Origin of the sequence: Mobilibacterium timonense (assembly GCF_900155555.1) — a bacterium.
In the GTDB taxonomy this organism is placed as follows: domain Bacteria; phylum Bacillota; class Clostridia; order Peptostreptococcales; family Anaerovoracaceae; genus Allobaileyella; species Allobaileyella timonense.
The window spans coordinates 618871-638552 of the sequence record NZ_FUHN01000007.1 but is presented as its reverse complement, the minus strand read 5'-3'; the positions used below and the strand labels follow the sequence as shown (position 1 = coordinate 638552).

The 19682-nt window shown below is 52.0% G+C and carries 18 protein-coding genes; 11 read left to right on the top strand and 7 right to left on the bottom strand.

Annotation, left to right across the window (positions count from 1 at the left end; all coding sequences use genetic code 11):
* The first annotated feature begins 26 nt into the window (after window positions 1-26).
* The 5 genes from dnaK to BQ7382_RS05965 all read left to right on the top strand — a co-directional run bounded on the left by dnaK (window position 27) and on the right by BQ7382_RS05965 (window position 6320).
* Entirely contained in the window at window positions 27-1910 is a 1884-nt protein-coding gene (gene dnaK / locus BQ7382_RS05985) for a molecular chaperone DnaK (protein WP_077391181.1), read from the top strand.
* A 130-nt stretch (window positions 1911-2040) separates the two neighbouring features.
* Entirely contained in the window at window positions 2041-3168 is a 1128-nt protein-coding gene (dnaJ, locus tag BQ7382_RS05980) for a molecular chaperone DnaJ (protein ID WP_077391180.1), read from the top strand.
* Window positions 3169-3246: 78 nt separating this feature from the next.
* Window positions 3247-3519 (top strand): 30S ribosomal protein S20, encoded by a 273-nt coding sequence (gene rpsT, locus BQ7382_RS05975; RefSeq protein WP_077391179.1) that lies wholly within the window; start codon window positions 3247-3249, stop codon window positions 3517-3519.
* A gap of 447 nt (window positions 3520-3966) precedes the next feature.
* Entirely contained in the window at window positions 3967-5745 is a 1779-nt protein-coding gene (gene iorA / locus BQ7382_RS05970) for an indolepyruvate ferredoxin oxidoreductase subunit alpha (RefSeq protein ID WP_077391178.1), read from the top strand.
* Window positions 5745-6320, top strand: a complete 576-nt coding sequence (locus BQ7382_RS05965; RefSeq protein ID WP_077391177.1) for an indolepyruvate oxidoreductase subunit beta — start codon at window positions 5745-5747, stop codon at window positions 6318-6320. The genes iorA and BQ7382_RS05965 overlap by 1 nt, the downstream gene beginning before the upstream one ends.
* A gap of 146 nt (window positions 6321-6466) precedes the next feature.
* Here BQ7382_RS05965 and BQ7382_RS05960 read toward each other — a convergent pair whose 3' ends face one another.
* The 6 genes from BQ7382_RS05960 to BQ7382_RS05935 form a co-directional block, all read right to left on the bottom strand.
* Window positions 6467-7126 (bottom strand): hypothetical protein, encoded by a 660-nt coding sequence (locus BQ7382_RS05960; RefSeq protein WP_077391176.1) that lies wholly within the window; start codon window positions 7124-7126, stop codon window positions 6467-6469.
* Between the two features lie 34 nt (window positions 7127-7160).
* A complete protein-coding gene (locus BQ7382_RS05955) occupies window positions 7161-7577 on the bottom strand; it encodes a hypothetical protein (RefSeq protein ID WP_077391175.1) in 417 nt (138 codons plus the stop codon).
* 10 nt (window positions 7578-7587) lie between these two features.
* Window positions 7588-8265 carry a TIGR00266 family protein gene (locus tag BQ7382_RS05950; protein ID WP_077391174.1) on the bottom strand — a complete coding sequence of 226 codons (678 nt, stop codon included), beginning with the start codon at window positions 8263-8265 and terminating at the stop codon, window positions 7588-7590.
* Window positions 8266-8457: 192 nt separating this feature from the next.
* Entirely contained in the window at window positions 8458-9561 is a 1104-nt protein-coding gene (locus tag BQ7382_RS09590) for a helix-turn-helix transcriptional regulator (protein ID WP_235847961.1), read from the bottom strand.
* Between the two features lie 9 nt (window positions 9562-9570).
* Complete coding sequence (locus BQ7382_RS05940) at window positions 9571-9906, bottom strand: hypothetical protein (RefSeq protein ID WP_077391173.1); 336 nt, start codon at window positions 9904-9906, stop codon at window positions 9571-9573.
* A gap of 218 nt (window positions 9907-10124) precedes the next feature.
* Complete coding sequence (locus BQ7382_RS05935; RefSeq protein ID WP_077391172.1) at window positions 10125-11315, bottom strand: pyridoxal phosphate-dependent aminotransferase; 1191 nt, start codon at window positions 11313-11315, stop codon at window positions 10125-10127.
* 187 nt (window positions 11316-11502) lie between these two features.
* On the opposite strand from BQ7382_RS05935, the gene BQ7382_RS05930 reads away from it, so the two are divergent.
* Window positions 11503-12714, top strand: coding sequence for a glycoside hydrolase family 25 protein (locus BQ7382_RS05930; protein WP_077391171.1), 1212 nt, complete (start codon window positions 11503-11505; stop codon window positions 12712-12714).
* Window positions 12715-12736: 22 nt separating this feature from the next.
* Window positions 12737-13498 (top strand): exodeoxyribonuclease III, encoded by a 762-nt coding sequence (locus BQ7382_RS05925; RefSeq protein WP_077391170.1) that lies wholly within the window; start codon window positions 12737-12739, stop codon window positions 13496-13498.
* Here BQ7382_RS05925 and BQ7382_RS05920 read toward each other — a convergent pair.
* Entirely contained in the window at window positions 13486-14175 is a 690-nt protein-coding gene (locus tag BQ7382_RS05920; RefSeq protein ID WP_077391169.1) for an SGNH/GDSL hydrolase family protein, read from the bottom strand. The two genes, BQ7382_RS05925 and BQ7382_RS05920, sit on opposite strands and share 13 nt — an antisense overlap.
* A gap of 269 nt (window positions 14176-14444) precedes the next feature.
* Here BQ7382_RS05920 and BQ7382_RS05915 point away from each other — a divergent pair, with 269 nt between their 5' ends.
* The 4 genes from BQ7382_RS05915 to glpK are packed head-to-tail and all read left to right on the top strand — an operon-like array spanning window position 14445 to window position 19613.
* Window positions 14445-15026 carry a DUF1836 domain-containing protein gene (locus BQ7382_RS05915; RefSeq protein ID WP_077391168.1) on the top strand — a complete coding sequence of 194 codons (582 nt, stop codon included), beginning with the start codon at window positions 14445-14447 and terminating at the stop codon, window positions 15024-15026.
* A 24-nt stretch (window positions 15027-15050) separates the two neighbouring features.
* Window positions 15051-16862, top strand: coding sequence for a translation elongation factor 4 (lepA, locus tag BQ7382_RS05910; protein WP_144082090.1), 1812 nt, complete (start codon window positions 15051-15053; stop codon window positions 16860-16862).
* Window positions 16849-18084, top strand: coding sequence for a radical SAM family heme chaperone HemW (hemW, locus tag BQ7382_RS05905; protein ID WP_077391167.1), 1236 nt, complete (start codon window positions 16849-16851; stop codon window positions 18082-18084). The genes lepA and hemW overlap by 14 nt, the downstream gene beginning before the upstream one ends.
* A 20-nt stretch (window positions 18085-18104) precedes the next feature.
* Window positions 18105-19613: a glycerol kinase GlpK gene (gene glpK, locus BQ7382_RS05900; RefSeq protein ID WP_077391166.1), complete on the top strand. Its 1509-nt coding sequence runs from the start codon at window positions 18105-18107 to the stop codon at window positions 19611-19613.
* The last annotated feature ends 69 nt before the right edge of the window (window positions 19614-19682 follow it).

Here is a 19682-nt window from a genome sequence, read left to right as displayed (position 1 = left end):
GCCGTTCTGAAAGGAAGGAAATACAAATGAGTAAAGTAATAGGAATCGATCTGGGAACAACAAACAGCTGCGTGGCAGTACTTGAGGGCGGTGACCCTGTGGTCATCCCTAACGCAGAGGGTGCAAGAACGACCCCTTCTGTAGTTGCATTCACAAAAGACGGAGAGAGGCTGGTAGGTGAGACCGCCAAGAGGCAGGCCATCACAAATCCTGACAGGACTATTTCATCCATCAAGAGACACATGGGCGAGAACTACACGGTGGAGATCGATGGAAAGAAATACACACCTCAGGACATTTCGGCAATGATCCTCAGCAAGCTGAAGGCAGATGCTGAGTCATACCTGGGAGACAAGGTGACAGAGGCAGTCATCACGGTACCTGCATACTTCTCCGATGCACAGAAGCAGGCTACAAAGGACGCCGGAAAGATCGCCGGACTGGATGTAAAGAGGATCATCAACGAGCCTACAGCAGCATCTCTGGCATATGGCCTGGACAAGGCAGATGGATCGCAGAAGATCCTGGTTTACGACCTGGGCGGCGGTACATTCGATGTATCTGTACTGGAGCTGGGCGACGGCGTATTCGAGGTACTGGCTACCAACGGTGACACTCACCTGGGCGGCGACGACTTCGATAACAAGATCATGAACTATCTGGCGGATGAGTTCCAGAAGGAGCACGGAGTTGATCTGAGAAAGGACAACATGGCTCTCCAGAGACTGAAGGAAGCCGCAGAGAAGGCTAAGAAGGAGCTGTCCAGCGCTCAGAGCACGAAGATCAACCTGCCGTTCATCACGGTGACAGCAGACGGACCTCTTCACATGGACGTTGACCTTACCAGAGCACGTTTCGATCAGCTCACCAGCGACCTGGTAGAGAGGACCATCGAGCCTATGAACAAGGCCATGAGAGATGCCGGTGTCACCACCAGCGACCTCAGCAAGGTCATCCTTGTAGGAGGATCCACAAGGATCCCTGCAGTTCAGGAGGCTGTTAAGAGAGTTACAGGAAAAGATCCGTTCAAGGGCATCAACCCTGATGAGTGCGTAGCCATCGGAGCATCTATCCAGGCCGGAGTACTCACAGGTGAGGTGAACGACGTTCTGCTGCTGGATGTAACACCGCTGTCACTTTCCATCGAGACTCTGGGCGGAGTTGCCACAAAGCTCATCGAGAGGAACACCACCATCCCTACGAAGAAGAGCCAGATCTTCTCCACAGCCGCAGACAATCAGACGACTGTAGATATCCACGTGATGCAGGGAGAGCGTGAGATGGCCGCAGATAACATCACTCTGGGCAGGTTCCAGCTCACAGGCATCGCACCAGCTCCTCGCGGGATCCCACAGATCGAGGTGACATTCGATATCGATGCCAACGGTATCGTGAACGTAAGCGCAAAGGACCTCGGCACTGGCAAAGAGCAGAAGATCACCATCACATCTTCCACGAAGCTCTCCGAAGACGAGATCAACCAGAAGGTAAAAGAAGCCGAGATGTACGCGGAGGAAGACAAGAAGCGTAAGGAAGGCGTTGAGGCCAGAAACCAGGCCGAGGCCATGATCTTCGAGACAGACAAGCAGCTCGGCGAACTGGGAGATAAGGTCACAGCCGACGAGAAGGGCAAGATCAACAGCGCCAAGGAGGCTCTGCAGGAGGCTCTGAAGGGAGACGACGTCGACGACATCAAGGCTAAGACTGAGGCGCTCACACAGGCGTTCTATCCGGTAAGTTCAAGGATCTATCAGGAGGCTCAGGCACAGCAGCAGGCAGCCGGCGCAGGTGCCGCAGGCGCTGCGGGTGCGGGAGCTGGCGCTCAGGCAGGTGCTGACAGCAGTTCGTCTCAGGGACCTGCGGGAGACACAGTAAATGCTGATTACGAAGTGGTTGACGATGACAAATAAGTCATATAAACTTATCCAGCGTGTGTAAAATTGCTGCCGGTGTTCAGCCGGCAGCATATTTGATAATGAAAACTGCGCAACAGGGCGCAGAAAGACAGGAAAAAGACAGCAGTAAAAGAAGGGAAAATCAATGGCTGAAAAGAGAGATTATTACGAGGTGCTGGGCCTGCAGAAAGGCGCCTCTGATGAAGAGATAAAGAAAGCTTTCCGCAAGATGGCCATGAAGTATCACCCTGACAGAAACCCCGATGACAAGGATGCAGAGGAGAAGTTCAAGGAAGTAAACGAGGCCTATGCGGTCCTTTCTGATCCTGAAAAAAAGGAGAAATACGATCGCTTCGGCCATGCAGGTGTCGATCCGAACGCAGGCTTCGGCGGCGCCGGCGGCTTCGGCGACTTCGGCGGATTCGATTTCAGCGACATCTTCGACATGTTCGGCGGCGGCTTCGGAAGAAGCAGCAGCGCCCGCAGAAACGGTCCTCAGAAGGGCCGGGATCTGCAAAAGAACATCACCATCGATTTCACAGAGGCGATCTTCGGATGCAAGAAAGAGATCGAGCTGACAAAGAACGTCAGGTGCAAGACCTGTAACGGAGAGGGCACTGCACCAGGGACTCATAAGAAGACCTGCGACATGTGCGGAGGCTCCGGACAGGTTTCAAGGGTATCGCAGACGGCATTTGGAAGGTTCCAGAATGTGACCACCTGCAGCAAGTGCGGGGGCACAGGTCAGATCATAGAGACTCCGTGTCCGACATGCCATGGATCCGGATCTGTGAGGAAGAGAGTGAAGATCAACCTGGACATTCCGGCCGGAGTCGACAACGACAGTGTTATTCCGGTAAGAGGCCAGGGAGAGCCTGGCGTTAACGGCGGGCCTGAGGGAGACCTCTATGTAGTTATCAGTGTAAGGCCGCACAGCACGTACAGACGTAAGGGCGATGACCTGTATCTCACCATGCCTGTCACATTTGAGGAGGCGGCACTTGGAGCAAAGGTCATGGTGCCGGGCTTCAATGAGACGTATTCATATACCATCGCTCCGGGTACGCAGACAGGTTCTAATTTCAGGCTCAAGGGCAAGGGTGTCAGGAACGTTCACACAGGCAGATATGGAGACCTGTATGTAAAGGTGATCGTGGAGGTGCCTACTAAGCTCAGTGCTAAGGAGAAGAAGGCGATACAGGAGATGTCCTCAAAGCTTAAGCCGAGCGCTTATCCGAAGAAGAGAGAGTTTGAGAAGCTGAAATTCAAATAAAACACTTGCATGAGTGATCGTGCTGGTATAAACTATTCGTTGCGAGTTTAGAATTTTTTGATAAAGTGGGGTAGAAAAATGGCAAACATTAAATCCGCAAAGAAGAGAATCAAGGTTATTGACAAGAAGACAGCGCGCAACATCCGTATCAAGAACCACGTCAAGGAAGCAGAGAAGGCATTCATGACAGCTGTTCAGAGCGGAGATGTGGCTGAGGCCGAGAAGGCATTTGCAGTAGCCGAGAAGAAGATCATGCAGGCTTCCGCGAAGGGAACCATGCACAAGAACACTGCCGCAAGAACTGTATCCAGACTTAACAAGAGACTGAACGATCTGAAGGCAGGCAACTAATTCTCACCCGTCCCCACATGCGCATAAGTTAAATGCGTAAAATCATAGAAGCAGTGGTGTGTCTCCCACTGCTTTTTTCGTGCGTAAAAATGCCGTCGGGCAGCACCCTGCATTTTCGTGCATGAAATCCGCAAAAAATACAAAAAATCGTTTATTCGATGACGATCAAAGGATGAAAGCAGGCATGAAATTCCTGTATAAACCGCTGATGAAGTTTTATTAAAATCCACGAAAAACCAAAAAAATCCTGAAATGTTATTGTAATAAACAACGAAACGATGGGAAAATGCATTATTAAATGAAGATAAATAGTGAAATGAGACAAACACACCACAGAAAATTGTGAAAAATGCCCTTAAACTCCTCAAATTGACGGAAAAAATGGCTGGATGTATAATCTTACCGTATGATAAGTTTCAAGATACTTGAACTTTAGGAGGTAAGTAGATGAAAGTAATTATGTCGGGCAACGAAGCCATAGCTCGCGGCGCCTATGAAGGTGGCGTTCAGTTCGCTTCAGCTTATCCCGGTACTCCGAGCACGGAGATTCTGGAGAATATGCCTCAGTACAGCGATGACGTGTATTCAGAGTGGGCTCCAAACGAGAAGGTAGCTGCCGAGGCCGCCATCGGAGCATCCATCGCAGGTGTAAGAGCATTCTGCGCAATGAAGCACGTAGGTCTCAACGTTGCTGCTGACCCTGTTTTCACAGTTGCATATACTGGAGTTACAGGCGGTCTTGTCATCGTTTCCGCAGACGATCCTGGACAGCACAGCTCCCAGAATGAGCAGGATAACAGGAACTACGCAAAGGCTGCAAGACTGCTGATGCTTGAGCCATCCAGCAGCCAGGAGTGCAAGGACTTCATGAAGATGGCCTTCGAACTTTCCGAGCGTTTTGATGCACCTGTTCTCATGCACCTTACAACTCGTGTATGCCACTCCAAGGGCATCGTAGAGCTGGGAGACAGAGTTGAGCACGAGTATGTACCTTACAAGAAGCAGATCACAAAGTACGTATCCGCTCCTGCAAACGCCAAGAAGATGAGAGTCAACCTGGAAGACAAGCTGGCTAAGATGGAGGAGTTTGCCAACACTGTTGAGATCAATCAGCCTGAGTACAACGACACGAAGATCGGTGTTGTTACTTCCGGAATCTCTTACCAGTATGCAAAGGAGACATTCGGAGATAAGGCTTCCTACCTGAAGCTCGGAATGACATTCCCACTGCCTACGAACCTGATCAAGGAGTTCTGCTCCAAGGTCGACAAGGTCTATGTAGTTGAAGAGATGGATCCTTATCTGCAGGAGTTCCTGGAGAGACATGGGATCGAGTGCGTAGGAAAGCCGACCATTCCTGTATTCGACGAGCTGAACACAGACCTGGTAAGAGAGGCTCTCACAGGAGAGAAGCCTGAGTCTTACGAGTCAGAACTGAAGTCCGTTGTAAGGCCTCCAACGCTGTGCGCAGGATGTCCTCACAGAGGGTTCTTCCAGGCCATCAAGAAGAAGAAGGGTCTGATGATCAACGGAGATATCGGATGCTACACGCTGGGAGCAAACGATCCTCTGAACGCTCTGGACACAGCTATCTGCATGGGAGCTTCCCTGTCCATGGCACACGGTGCTTCCCAGGCTTACAAGGTAGCAGGAGCTAAGACAAAGGCTGTAGGCGTTCTGGGAGATTCCACATTCTTCCACAGCGGCATCACCAGCCTGATGGACGCTGTTTACAACCAGAGCAGCAGCATCAGCGTCATCCTGGACAACAGGATCACAGGAATGACAGGCCACCAGCAGAACCCTGGAACAGGATTCACCCTGATGGGCAAGCCAGCTCCAGAAGTTGATATCCCTGCACTCTGCGAGGCTATCGGCGTTAAGAAGGAGAACATCTACACTGTCAACCCTCTCCACCTGGACGAGGTAGACAAGGCTCTGGACGAGTGCATCGCTAAGGATGAGCCTACCGTTATCATCACGAGATGGCCTTGCGTACTGAAGAAGTTCAGCCAGCAGGATCTTGAGGAGTTCCCTACACTTCACAAGACACAGTGTGTCATCGACCAGGAGAAGTGCAGAAACTGCAAGTCCTGCGTAAGGACCGGATGCCCGGCTCTCATTTCCTCAAAGGAAAAGGTAGTCATCGACACCACCAGCTGCACAGGCTGCACAGTCTGCAAGCAGGTTTGCCCATTTGATGCGATTTCGGAGGTGACAAGGTAATGAACGAAGTTAAGAATATCCTTCTCGTAGGAGTCGGCGGCCAGGGAACTATTCTGGCAAGTAAAATTCTTACAAGCGGCCTGATGGAAGCAGGTTACGACGTAAAGATGAGTGAGATCCACGGAATGTCTCAGCGTGGAGGCAGCGTAAGCACTCAGGTTAGATACGGAGACAAGGTTCTTTCTCCAATCGTTGGAAAGGGATCTGCTGACGTTATCGTAGCATTCGAGACAATGGAAGCTCTGAGATGGCTGCCATACCTGAAGAAGGGCGGAAAGATCGTAGCAAACGATTTCGAGATCAACCCTGCACCAGTTAACCTGGGCAAGGCTGAGTATCCAGATGGCATCATCGAGGATCTGAAGACAAAGTGCGAGGTTCTGTCTCTGAAGGCAGGAGATATCGCTACAGAGCTGGGAAATCCTAAGGCAATGAACGTAGTTCTTCTGGGAGCACTGGTAAAGGCTATCGGAACTCTTGATCACGTTGACTGGGATGCTCAGATCGAGAAGAACGTTAAGCCTAAGTTCGTAGAGCTGAACAAGAAGGCATTCAAGGCTGGTTACGATCTGTAGGACAGATAGTTTCAGCACTGATTTGAAAAGCTGATTAAAAAGAGATGCGGCGTTTTGTGCCGCATCTCTTTTTCAATGGGGAATATATTTGGGGAAATATATTGGAAATATGATTGGGGATATATTGATATATTGGGAATTAATGTTTAGCTGGTTTCTCCGCCTTTAATGGCGTCCATTCTCTTGATAACTTTATCCTTGTCGTAGTAGATCTTCACGCAGTAGTACTGATCCATTTCTTTTACAATTGCCTTTATATCTTTGTCGTATTTATCTACGTGAGTCATGGAGATGTTGACTTTTCCATAGATGAAGTTGTCGTCATCCAGCTTCAGGACAAAGTCTGTCTTGCAGTATCCCTGCAATGTTTCGGAGCCGTACTTGTATATTTCATAGTCTGAAATATAGGCTGCTTTTCCATCCTGAGCTGTTTTGATCTCGCTTGCCTTCTTTTCTGCTCCGGAGAAATAGTCGCTGTCGATGTACGACATTTCTGAAAGGATCTTTTCCGGATCTTTGTCGTTGGCTTTTATGGTATTGCTGTTCACAAGGGAGATATTGGCGTTGACGTCGGAAGATGAACCGGTTACATAGGTTGAGTGGTGACTGGTGTTTTCAGCAGGGACGAACAGCATTATTTTGTCTATGTCCCCGGTGCCTTCCAGATCCTGTTCTGCAAGTTTTTCAAATCCATCATAATCTTCCTGGGGATTGAAAACCGAAACAGGCTGCTTATCGCCACAAGCTGTCATAGCAAACATTACAGCACCCATCAGCAGAGCTAAGATGATTCCTTTCTTTTTCATGGTAGATTCCTCCTGCTGTTTCAAGTATTAACCCTTATGACTGTTTTTCCAGAGTGAGGGTCATTCCGTAGCTTTCCATATTGAGGATAAGCTTACCTTCGTCATTAATTGAGCCGGTTAAGGTGTCTGATCCGTCTTCAACTACCACTGTTTTATCGTCTCCGTCCTTCAGTTTCCATTTTACATTTCCGTCCTGTCCCAGAATTTTGAATGCACACTTACCGCCGCTTTTGAATTCTATAGTTCCTGCAGTGTCCGTGCCGCTGTAAGAAGCCAGCTGTTCTCCCGTCATGGTGATACCCTCCATAGATGCTTCTGTAAGATCCCATTTACCGATGAATTTCTTCTCAGCATCACTTGTTCCGCAGGCGGTGAATAACAATACGGAAACCAGAATCAGAAGAGAAAGGGCCAGGAACCTGGAAATGTTCCGGTGGGTATTTGTTTTCATGGTGTCCTCCTTATTTTCCGTTGTTTGCGGCTATAAGCGGAGCAAGGCTGTTGGCAAGGGCTGAAATCGGCATGGTCTGGAGCCATACTCTTCCAGGTCCGGTGAGGATGGTGTTGAACAGACCTTCGCCTCCGAAGGCAATGTTGCCAAGGCCTTTAACCATTTCAATGTCCATGCTTACAGACTGCTCCATGGCTGCTACATATCCGCTGTCTACAACCAGCTGTTCTCCGGGACCAAGGACTTTTTCCTCAACGGCTCCGTCTACCTCCAGGAACGCATATCCGCTGCCGCTGAATTTTTCCATGATGAATCCCTCGCCTCCAAAGAAGCCGGCGCCTATTTTTTTCTGCAGGAAAACATCCATGCTGACAGTGGATTCGCAGGCAAGAAAAGCTTTTTTCTGAGCCACAAGAGGCATCTGGGTAACATCAACGGCCAGTATGTGTCCCGGGAAACTCATTCCGAAAGCGATTTCTCCCGGGGCTTCGGCAACATAGTTGTTGAGGAAGAGAGATTCTCCAGATATGGCTTTCTTGAACATGCCGCCCAGACCGCCGCTTTTGGTCTGCATCTTCACGGTACGGGTCATCCATGCCATGGCTCCTGACTGGCACTTCATCATTTCGCCGCCGTCAAGCTGGCACACCAGAATTGAAAAAGGTGCATTTTTAACTTCATACTTCATCTTATTACCTCCTTTTTACCTAAATTAAAATCATAATCTTCTTCTTGTTATTTCTTTGATGGGGCCTTCTGATACAAACCTGCGCGCTGTTTTGTTCTGTAATCAGCATATCTTGTATTTGAATCCGTGCATAGTACCCGGTGGGTACTTTTGAAAAGCCTTGAAACCACGGGGCTTCAAGGCTTGAAAAAATCAGATGTTTTCCAGATCATCTATCCGTCTGCATCGCCGGAACAGGTCCACGTACATGATCAGTTCGTTGCGGGAATTTATCTCCAGCTTCCTGTAGATGTTTTTAGTGTGTTTCTTTACGGTGTTTACAGATATGAAGATCTCTTCGGAGATCTGGGACGGGGTCATGCCTCTTGTGTAGCACTGGAAAACATTTTTCTCGGCGGGAGTGAGTGTGGCGGCTCCGGCCAGAAAGGCGTCGAGGGTGTCCGTGAGCTCCTGTGGGATGTCCATTGTATCCGCCGCTGACTCAGGGGATTCGGCAATGCTGGCCATTACCTCAGAAGGGGTGGTGAAGGTGACCCCAGGCTCCCGTTCTGCAAAAGGCATGTCGATGATCTCCAGGATCTCTTCCGGGGTCAGTTCGTCCTGAGGGATGGTTATGGTGCAGAGCTGAACCGGGAATGTCAGTGAAAGCTCGCTGTACGTCCATTTTTCCTTAAACCGCTCGGCGATCTTTGAACGGAGGTCAGCGGTGAACATTGCATCGCCTGTTATCACTGGAAGGACGAAAGATCCTCTGGCACAGTCATAGACGTTTATCCTGGGATCAAGTGAGTCCAGCCAGTCCGCAGCAAAGTGGAGCAGGGCGTTTATCCGCAGGTTCTCGTAGCCCTCCGCCTTGAAATACTGGCTTTTCGAGAGCTTGACCACGATCAGCCGGGCCGGTGCTCCAGCTGCCGAGAGACGGGACAGCACTTTGATGAAGGCGTACCTGTTGTAGACCTTCGTCACCGGATTCCGGAGATCATCGAAGTTGTCCACGGTCGTCATCAGCATGTAGAATCCGATGGACTGAAAGAACATTTCGATGAGCTGGTGAGGGATGAAGATCATCTGGACAAGGATCGGGACCAGACTTGTAAAAAGCAGCCCGATCATCGCACGCCACTGGCGGCCGGTCAGCAGGTTGCGGTTCATAAGTACCACGATGAAGCAGAAGACCATGTAGAATATTGAGACCCCGTATACCGTATACATCATGGGACCGTGGGTGTAGACGCCGTAGTCGTCGTAATAGAATACCCAGCGGAAGATGCCGTTCAGGGCTAGTGGCAAGACCACGCCAGCCAGCTAGGGTAAGATCAGTATCGCTTTTACGATTCTGCGGTGGACCATGTCCAGACCGAATAGGAGCATGAGATACCATGCGAACAATGCGGCTTCTACGCAGTGTGTGAGCAGAAATACGAGATTCAGAAAATCCCTGAAAGCGTAAGAATAGCTGACCGTGTAAGAATTCCCGACGGAACTCCATATGTCGAAAACCGCCGCGATGAGGTGGAGCGCCAGGATACCGAGCAGCACCCTGTTCTCAAAGCGTTTCAGGTCTTTGTGCAACAGCATGGAGACGATGCAGAGCGCAGTGATCACCACTGCGCATATGTCGAATGAAACGTTGTATGTCATGGGATCCTCCTCTGGTGGCTAAGGGGGAGTTTTTTATTCAAAGTGGAAGGTGGAATGACCTCAATAACAGAATAACTTTATGACATGAAAAAAACAACATCAAAACGCAGCAGAACGCATCAAAAAAGTCCCCATCCGGCGACTGGCCGGAAAAGGGGACTTTTTGGTAACCAGCCTCAGCTCATGAGAGCTGATGGCGTGACTGGCTGTATAAGTCTTTAGTTGTAGGACTCGATCATGGCCTTGAATGCAGGCAGGGATCTTCTGATCATGTCGTTTGAAACACAGTAGGACAGTCTGAAGAATCCAGGGCAGGCGAAGCCGTCTCCAGGAACTACCAGCAGGTTGTGCTCCAGCTTAGCCTTCTCGGAGAATGCCTTGGCATCACCGTTAGGAGCCTTTACGAAGAGGTAGAACGCTCCGTCTGGTTTAGCGCACTCGTAGCCGTACTCTGTCAGCGTGTTGTACAGCAGGTTTCTGTTCTCGTCGTAAGCCTTCAGGTCAGGCTCGCATCCGACACACTCGCCGACAACTCTCTGGATCAGTGTAGGAGGGCATACGGAGCCGATTTCTCTGGCGGCACCGGCCACTGCAGCGTAGATCTCTTTTCCATTCTCAACTCTGTCGCTGACGAACACGTATCCGATACGCTCGCCCTGCAGGGACAGGGACTTGGACCAAGAATAGCATACGATGGTGTTGTCGTAAACACATGGGATGAACGGAACCTTAACTCCGCCGTAAACCAGCTCTCTGTATGGCTCGTCCGCGATGATGTAGATAGGGTGACCGTACTCCTTGCCCTTTGCTGTGAGCATGTTGGCTACCTTCTTGAGGGTATCTTCTGTGTATACGACGCCGGACGGGTTGTTAGGTGAGTTGATGACTACGCCCAGAGTGTGCGGACCAACGGCCTTCTCCAGCTCCTCCATGTTGATCTGGAAGTGCTCTGTGTCTGCAGGAACGACCTTCAGCTGAGCGCCGTCGCATCCGAAGAATACGTTGTATTCAGGGAAGTATGGGGCGATGAGAACGAAGTCGTCCTCTGGAGAAGTAGTCAGGGCCTTAGCAACGGAAACCAGTGCAGGTGCGCAGCCGCAGGTCATGAAGAGCTCGCTGGCCTTTGCGTTGATGTTAAAGCGCTGGTTCAGGTTGTCTGCGATCTGCTGACGAACGTTCTCGAATCCTGGAGCCATGGAGTATCCGTGGATCTGGATAGGGTCTTCCTCGTCGACCAGTCTCTTGATGGTCTCGTTTACCTTTGCAGGAGCCGGGATGCTAGGATTTCCCAGAGAATAATCGTAAACGTTCTCCTTGCCTACGACCTTGGCCTGTTCGAGACCATATGCAAACAGCTCTCTGATCACAGATGGGGCGGTACCGTAGCCGTAATACTTCTGATTAACCATTGGAATAAACTCTCCTTTCAGAAAACCATAACACATAACGAGTGACACATGCCGATGGCCGTCGTCAAGGCCTTTCGGCGGGGAAAGTGCCTTGCTCGTTAATCAATTATCAGTATGGACATTATAACATAACCCCCGCAAATATAATACGGTTTCAAACCCACGAGTATGCTATAATACCCCCGTTATGAGCGGAAAAAATACAAATAAAAACAGAAAATACAGCGGCGGCAGGCGTTCTGCCGGCAGGAGATCATCCCGGCCGGTGCGTTACAGGCACCGCAGAAAAGGATATTTTACGGACAATATCCTCTATGGGCTGCGTGGATTTAAGAAGAAAGTAAAACGAAAGCTGAAGAAGTGGTGGAAGGAGCAGCGCCCGCGGTTCATCGTGAGCGTGGCCGGTCTTATCCTGATCCTGATACTCGTCATAGCTCACGGGCTGTACGGAGGAAGCGAGAGGATATCCACGGACGGATTCACCCACGATTCACGGTTCAGCAACTATCTCATACTGAACGGGATCGACGTTTCGTATGCTCAGGGGGACATAGACTGGAAGGCGGTCAAGAAGTCCGGGGTGGACTACGTGATAATAAGAGCCGGATACACCGGCGGGAACACCGGAAAGAGAAATGTTGATGAATATTTTGCAAGCAACATCAAGGAGGCTGAGGACGCCGGACTCATGACCGGCATCTACTGGTTCTCACAGGCCACCACTACGGATGAGGCGAAGGCGGAAGCCAATGAGCTGGTGAAGCTTGCGAAAGACTACGAGGTCGATCTGCCGCTCGTCATGGACTACGAGCTGCTGGATGGCGGCAGGCTGAGCGAGGCTTTTTCGTCTGGCAGTCTTACGGCCTCTGGAGCCACAGACTGCGCTCTGGCCTTCTGTCAGACGGTGGAAAAGGCGGGATATGACTCCATGGTGTACGGCAACAGCTCATTTCTACAGTCGAACCTGGATCCGGTGACCATCGGCGAAAACACCCACGTGTGGATGGCCCAGTACGCGACCTCGGCCAGCTATTCATATCTCTATTCAATGTGGCAGGCGAGCAACACCGAGAAGGTCAGCGGCATTACCAGGAACGTGGACAGGGATTTCTGGTACGTGGATACAGGCAGCGGCTACAATGCCTACGGGGCAGATTCCTCCAGGAAGTCGATGAGTAAGTGCACAGTGGAGATCAAAAACAGCAGCACCACCTACATGGGCTTCAAGGTGGAGCCGAAGGTCAGCGTATATGATGGAAGAAAAGAGCTGGAAGAAGGAAAAGATTACTATCTCTCCTACGTTCAGAACACGGGACCGGGCACGGGGTACGCCGTCGTCACGGGAATGAGGGACTACAAGGACATGGCATTTGCCAGCTTCAAGATAAAGGGCATCTAGTTATATTTCAGCGGAGGTAAAGATGAGATTCGTATCCTGGAACGTGAACGGCTTCAGAGCCGTTCTGAAAAAAGGTTTTGAAGAGTATTTCGATCAGGTGGACGGGGACTTCGTGTGTCTTCAGGAGACGAAGATGCAGGAGGGACAGGCAGATTTTCATCCGGAAGGATATTATGAGTATTACAGCTGCGCCGAGAAAAAAGGCTACTCCGGCACCGCCGTGTTCGCGAGGGAAAAAGCACTTTCTTTTTCCACGGGGATAGGCGGCGGGGAGGATCCCGAGGGCAGGGTCATCACCCTGGAGTACCCGGGCTTCTATCTCGTGTGCTGCTACGCGCCGAACTCACAGAACGAGCTGAAGAGGATAGACTACAGGATGGACTTCGAGGACAGGATGAGGGATTACCTCACTGAGCTGGACGGGAAAAAGCCTGTGATCTACTGCGGCGACCTCAATGTGGCCCACGAGGAGATCGACCTTAAGAACCCGGGACCGAACAGGGGAAATGCGGGCTTTTCGGATGAAGAGCGCGAAAAAATGACCCGGCTCCTGGCAGCCGGGTTCACAGATACGTTCAGGGCGCTGCATCCTGACGACACGGGGATCTATTCATGGTGGTCCTACAGGTTCAACGCCAGAGCCAACAATGCGGGATGGCGCATAGACTACTTTATCGTTTCGGACCGGCTGACTAACAAGATCTCCCGGGCGTCTATCGAGACCGATGTCTACGGAAGCGATCACTGCCCTGTTATCCTGGAGCTGGACGATCAGGCTATCTGAAGGCTGCCGAGGGAGCTGGCCAGGCAGTCTGCGATGAGGCGGTGGCCTTCAGCGTTTGGATGCATGCCGTCGGCGCACAGGAACCGGCTGTAGTCTCCCTGGGATTCGAGGGCGCTCCTTATGTCGATGACCGGGAGACCATACTCACGGCCGAGGGACAGGACGATGTCGTTGTATTCCTTGTGCCATCTGTAGATGTTGTTCACGTCTCCGCCTATATAGCTGTAGATCTTATCCCTGTCCAGCCCCCTGGACACCCATTGGAAGAATCTTTCCGGATCCAGTGGCGGAAGGGTCAGCAGGATCGGCTTCAGGCCTCTCGAGAGAGATGACTGTATCATTTCCCTGTATGTGGACTCGTATTTGTCGAGGGGCGTCTTTGCCGGATGGTCCGAGGAAGGGGATTCCGATATCTCCTTCCAGTTCAGGTCGCAGTCGTTTCCGCCGAACTCCAGTATAGAGTACTCGTATGAGCCGAGTGAGTCTGATCTTCTGGCCATCATCTGTTCGCCTTTGGAGATCGTGGCTCCGAAGACGGAAAAATTCTTGAACGGGATGTGGATCCTCTCTTCGGTGAGGGATATGAAGTTCTCCTTGAGGTTGGTGTATCTCTGCCGGGCTTCGTCAAAGACCACGCCCCTTGCCACAGAGTCTCCGAAAACGCAGATTCCTTTCATCTAACACCTCCTGTGTCCGTATGGATCATGTATCACTGCAGATAAGTGATAAACGTAATTCCTTAATATGATATTGAAAATTATATTGCGTGATAATTGATATGTCAATAAGCGCGTGTATGATTTTATGATGAAATGCAAGCGTTGCAAACATGGAAAGCACAGATCCATTTTTTGCGACGTCTGTTTTTTTTCGCGGTTTTCCTCTATAATCATGGTTGCGGCATTTGACGAAAAGGCTTGCAGTTGCGTATACAGAGGATCTACATATGGAAAAGGATATTAAGAAAAAAAGAGGAGCCGATGTTTCCGAGGAGATCGGCCGCCTGGCGGCGGAGCTGCGGGAGACCCGGCCCGGCACCTGGGAGGACATCCCGGATATCCACCTGTACAAGGATCAGGTGATAGAGATCATGGAAGGGCAGCACATAGGATTCACTGTGGATCCTGATGAGAGTCTGACTCCTGCAATGATAAACAATTACGCGAAGAGCGGTCTCATTCCCCGGGCAAAGGGCAAGAGATACGACCGTTCACACATAGCATATCTAACGATAATATGCATGCTCAAGCAGATCCTTCCGGCGAAGGATGCGGGGGCTTTTCTCCGGGAACTCGCCTGCGACGAAGACGGCTTGAAGGATCTGTACGGTCAGTACTGCCGGCTGCTGGACGAGAAGTGCCTTGAGGTCTCCGGAAGGATGGAGGAGAGCAGGTCGGAACAGGACATAAGAGCGCTCATGCTCGAGCTGGCGGTGAGCAGCTACGTTCAGGGCCTGGCATGCAAGAGGCTGACGGAGATACTGGCTGCGGATGCAGACGAGACAGAAGGACCGGATACAGATAGATAGACACGAGAAAGGCAAATTCGATACATGGAAGATTACCTGAAGTACATAAGAAATTTCAGCATCATCGCTCACATCGACCACGGTAAATCCACACTGGCCGACCGGCTCATAGAGAAGGCCGGCATGGTGGATACCCACGACATGAAGGACCAGTATCTGGACAACATGGACATCGAGAGAGAGAGAGGCATAACCATCAAGCTCCAGACCACCCGCCTGAAGTACAAGGCAGGCGACGGGGAGACTTACACACTGAACCTGATCGACACTCCGGGACATGTGGACTTCAACTACGAGGTCTCCAGATCCCTGGCCGCCTGCGATGGAGCGGTGCTGGTGGTGGACGCCACCCAGGGCGTAGAGGCCCAGACCCTCGGGAACGTGTACCTGGCCATGGACGAGGATCTGGAGATCCTTCCGGTCCTGAACAAGATGGACCTGGACAGCGCCAGGCCGGAGGAGTGCAAGGAGGAGATAGAGGACATCATCGGGATAGACGCCGAGGATGCGCCTGAGATATCCGCCAAGACCGGATACGGTGTGGACGGCATGCTTGAAAAGCTGGTCCGGGTGCTTCCGCCGCCACAGGGAGACCCTGAGGGGAAGCTGAAGGCGCTGATCTTCGATTCATATTATGACAGCTACAAGGGAGTCGTGATCTATTCCAGGATCTTCGACGGCACCGTAAAAAAAGGCGATATCATCCTCATGATGAACGCCGGCAAGAAGTACGAAGTCACAGAGGTCGGATACTGCCTTCCTGCAATGAAGCCTGCGGACAGCCTGAGGGCTGGAGAGGTAGGATACATCTGCGCCAGCATCAAGAGAGTAGCCGACGCGAGAGTCGGCGATACCATCACCCACGCCGAGGCTCCGACCGAAAAGCCACTAAAAGGTTACAAGAAAGCTCAGTCCATGGTGTACTGTGGCATCTACCCCGCCGAGGGAGAGAAGTATGAGAACGTAAAGGACGCCCTGGAAAAGCTCCAGGTCAACGATGCCGCCTTCACCTTCGAGCCGGAGAACTCCACGGCCCTGGGTTTCGGATACAGGTGCGGTTTCCTCGGCCTGCTCCACATGGACGTAATAGTAGAGAGGCTGGAAAGGGAGTTCGACCTGGACGTGATCACCACACTTCCAAGCGTAATATACAAGGTGATAATGAAGGATGGTTCTGTGCAGATGATACAGAACCCTACCAATCTCCCTGATCCGGCAGAGATACAGGAGATACAGGAACCTATAGTCAAGGCGAATATAATGACACCGAAGGACTACGTCGGCTCCATCATGACCCTGTGCCAGAACCGGCGCGGCAAGATGACCAACATGGAATACCTCACGGAGACCAGGGTCCAGCTGGACTACGAGCTTCCGCTGAACGAGGTCATCTACGATTTCTTCGACGCCCTGAAATCCAGGACGCGTGGATACGCCTCTCTGGACTACGAGTTTTACAAGTACCAGAAGGCGAAGCTGGTCAAGCTGGATATACTCCTCAACAAGGATCTGGTGGACGCCTTCAGCACCATCGTGCCGGAGTCCGAGGCCTACGCCAAGGGGCGGGCGATGTGCGCGAAGCTCAAGAAGATAATCCCGATGCACCAGTTCGAGGTGCCGATCCAGGCGGCCGTCGGACAGAAGATCATCGCCAGAGAGACCGTACGCGCATACAGGAAGGACGTTATCGCCAAGTGTTACGGCGGCGACATCTCAAGAAAAAAGAAGCTTCTGGAGAAGCAGAAGGAAGGAAAGAAGAGGATGCGTCAGTTCGGAAAGGTCGACGTTCCTCAGGAGGCATTCACAGAGGTGCTCAAATTCGATGACGACAAATAAGACAGGCGGGATATACATACACATCCCCTTCTGCCTGAGGAAGTGCAACTACTGCTCCTTCCTGTCCTTTCCGGCCGGGGAGATGCAGCCATGGGTGGAAAGGTATGTGGACTGTCTCATCAGAGAGATCAGAATAAGAGGCCACGGGGAAAGGGCGGATACCATTTATTTCGGGGGAGGAACACCTTCCATATTGTCTGCGGAGCAGATCTCCAGGATCCTTGATTCAGTGCAGAAAGTGTTCGAAGTTGCTCCGGACAGCGAGATAACTCTCGAGGCCAATCCCGCGACACTGGACCCGGGAAAGCTCGCGGCTTTCAGAGCATTGGGGATCAACAGGCTCTCCATGGGAGTCCAGAGCACGGACGACGAGATCCTGAGATATCTGGGGAGAGTCCACACGGCGGCTCAGGCCCGGAAGGATGTGAAGGACGCCAGGAGGGCAGGATTCACAAATATAAACATGGATCTCATTTTCGCCGTTCCGGGGACCACCGTGGACGGGGTGATGAAGGATCTGGAGAGACTGGTGGCCCTGGAGCCGGAGCACATCTCCTTCTACAGCCTGCAGCTGGTGGAGGGGACGCCCTTCTTTCGGGAATTCGAAGAGGGCAGGCTCCGGGAGGTTCCGGACTTTGTGGACAGGGATATGTACCACAGGGGATGCGCTTTCCTCAGAGAGCACGGATTCGAGCACTACGAGATCTCGAATTTTGCGCGCCCGGGAAGGAGATCCAGGCACAACTCGAAGTACTGGTCGATGGCTCCGTACTGGGGCCTCGGGCTGGGGGCGAGCTCATACCTTCCGGAACCCCGCAGACTGGGGACGGAAGAAAAAACTTTTTCCGGGAGAACGCGGAACTTCAGGATCGTGAACGAGAGCGACATGGAGAAATACTGCGGCGATCTGGAAAAGGGCGAGTACCGCCCGGCGGAAGTCCACGAGAACAGCGAGAGAGACGACGTCTCCGAGGGGGTGTTCACGGGCCTGCGTAGGGCCTGCGGCATAACTTTTCAGGAGATACGGGAGCTCAGCCGTTCTGAGGACTGCAGGGACGAGGATGAGGATCCGAGGGACTGGTTTTTTCGATATTACAAAGAAGAAATGCCCGAGCTGATGGCTTTCCGGGACAGTGGATTCGTCGACCTGGACGGGAGAGGCATGCGTCTCACGGAAAAGGGCATAGACATAAGCAACAGGATCATGGCACTTTTTGTATGAATTCACGAAAGGAGGAGGCTTTGAGCAAGTACATCATGGCTCTGGATCAGGGTACCACCAGTTCCAGGTGCATAATCTACGACAAAAGCGGCAGGATAGTCAGCGATGCTCAGTCTGAATTCAAACAGTATTTTCCCCATGAAGGATGGGTGGAGCACGACGCGATGGAGATCTGGTCTACTCAGATGGGAGTGGCGAACGAGGCGCTCCTGAAGAGGAACCTGACGTACAGGGACATCGAGGCCATAGGGATCACGAACCAGCGGGAGACCACAGTGGTGTGGGACAAGGATACCGGAGTTCCGGTATGTCCGGCCATCGTGTGGCAGTGCCGGAGGACGGCGGACTACGCGGCGGAGCTCAAGGAAAAGGGCTATGAAAAGGTGGTCAGAGACAAGACAGGCCTGATCATCGACGCCTATTTCAGTGCGACCAAACTGAAGTGGATCCTGGATCACGTGGATGGAGCGAGGGAAAAGGCGGAGGCCGGAAAGCTGCTTTTCGGGACCATCGAGACCTGGCTGGTGTGGAAGATGACCGGCGGGAGATCCCACGTCACCGACTACTCGAACGCCTCGAGGACCATGCTTTTCAACATCCACGAGCTCAAGTGGGACGACGACATTCTTGAGTTCCTCGACATACCGAAGCAGATGCTCCCTGAACCCGTGGAGAACTCGGGAAACTTCGGATACACCATAAAAGAGCTTTTCGGAGGACCGATACCGATCACTGGGCTGGCGGGAGACCAGCAAGCGGCGCTTTTTGGGGAGACATGCTTCGACGAGGGCGACGTAAAGTGCACCTACGGCACGGGGTCGTTCCTGCTGCTGAACACGGGAAAGCAGCCTGTCGTATCGCAGAACGGCCTTCTGTCAACGATAGCCTGGGGACTGAACGGCGAGGTGAACTATGCCCTGGAAGGGTCGGCGTTCGTGTGCGGAGCCGCTATCCAGTGGCTGAGGGATCAGCTGCGGATTGTGAGGAGAGCGAAGGATACGGAGGCCATGGCTCTCAAGGTGAAGAGCAGCGATGGCGTCTATTTCGTCCCTGCATTCGTGGGGCTCGGCGCACCTTACTGGGATCCCGAGGCGAGAGGGGCCTTCTTCGGCATCACCAGGGGGACCAGCAAGAACCACATCGTGAGGGCAGCCCTGGAATCCATGGCATATCAGAACGAGGATCTCCTCCGGGCCATGGAGAGCGACCTTAAGTGCAGCAAGGAAGGCGGCTGCATCGAGAGGGTGAAGGTGGACGGAGGTGCCTGCCGGAACGACTTCCTCATGCAGTTCCAGTCCGACATCTCCCACGTGGAGATCGTGAGACACGACAATATCGAGTCCACTTCTCTCGGCGCGGCATACCTGGCCGGACTGGCCACGGGATACTACGATTCCATAGAGGACATCGTGAAGAACAAGAGCGTGGACAGGGTGTTTGAACCGGAGATGAGCACAGAGGACAGGAAAAAGGCTCTCGAGGGATGGCACAGGGCCGTGAGCGCTGCAAAGGCATTTGGAAATGTCTGATAATGTATCATCGGCAGTGCAAGAAAGCTTTCTTTAGGTTATAATAATGAGGCTGGCGTCTCGGCGCCG

Excerpts from the sequence above, each read along its gene's own strand:
- dnaK (WP_077391181.1), top strand. The coding sequence starts at position 27 with ATGAGTAAAGTAATAGGAATCGATCTGGGAACAACAAACAGCTGCGTG.
- dnaJ (WP_077391180.1), top strand. The coding sequence starts at position 2,041 with ATGGCTGAAAAGAGAGATTATTACGAGGTGCTGGGCCTGCAGAAAGGC.
- rpsT (WP_077391179.1), top strand. The coding sequence starts at position 3,247 with ATGGCAAACATTAAATCCGCAAAGAAGAGAATCAAGGTTATTGACAAG.
- iorA (WP_077391178.1), top strand. The coding sequence starts at position 3,967 with ATGAAAGTAATTATGTCGGGCAACGAAGCCATAGCTCGCGGCGCCTAT.
- BQ7382_RS05965 (WP_077391177.1), top strand. The coding sequence starts at position 5,745 with ATGAACGAAGTTAAGAATATCCTTCTCGTAGGAGTCGGCGGCCAGGGA.
- BQ7382_RS05960 (WP_077391176.1), bottom strand. The coding sequence starts at position 7,126 with ATGAAAAAGAAAGGAATCATCTTAGCTCTGCTGATGGGTGCTGTAATG.
- BQ7382_RS05955 (WP_077391175.1), bottom strand. The coding sequence starts at position 7,577 with ATGAAAACAAATACCCACCGGAACATTTCCAGGTTCCTGGCCCTTTCT.
- BQ7382_RS05950 (WP_077391174.1), bottom strand. The coding sequence starts at position 8,265 with ATGAAGTATGAAGTTAAAAATGCACCTTTTTCAATTCTGGTGTGCCAG.
- BQ7382_RS05940 (WP_077391173.1), bottom strand. The coding sequence starts at position 9,906 with ATGACATACAACGTTTCATTCGACATATGCGCAGTGGTGATCACTGCG.
- BQ7382_RS05935 (WP_077391172.1), bottom strand. The coding sequence starts at position 11,315 with ATGGTTAATCAGAAGTATTACGGCTACGGTACCGCCCCATCTGTGATC.
- BQ7382_RS05930 (WP_077391171.1), top strand. The coding sequence starts at position 11,503 with ATGAGCGGAAAAAATACAAATAAAAACAGAAAATACAGCGGCGGCAGG.
- BQ7382_RS05925 (WP_077391170.1), top strand. The coding sequence starts at position 12,737 with ATGAGATTCGTATCCTGGAACGTGAACGGCTTCAGAGCCGTTCTGAAA.
- BQ7382_RS05920 (WP_077391169.1), bottom strand. The coding sequence starts at position 14,175 with ATGAAAGGAATCTGCGTTTTCGGAGACTCTGTGGCAAGGGGCGTGGTC.
- BQ7382_RS05915 (WP_077391168.1), top strand. The coding sequence starts at position 14,445 with ATGGAAAAGGATATTAAGAAAAAAAGAGGAGCCGATGTTTCCGAGGAG.
- lepA (WP_144082090.1), top strand. The coding sequence starts at position 15,051 with ATGGAAGATTACCTGAAGTACATAAGAAATTTCAGCATCATCGCTCAC.
- hemW (WP_077391167.1), top strand. The coding sequence starts at position 16,849 with ATGACGACAAATAAGACAGGCGGGATATACATACACATCCCCTTCTGC.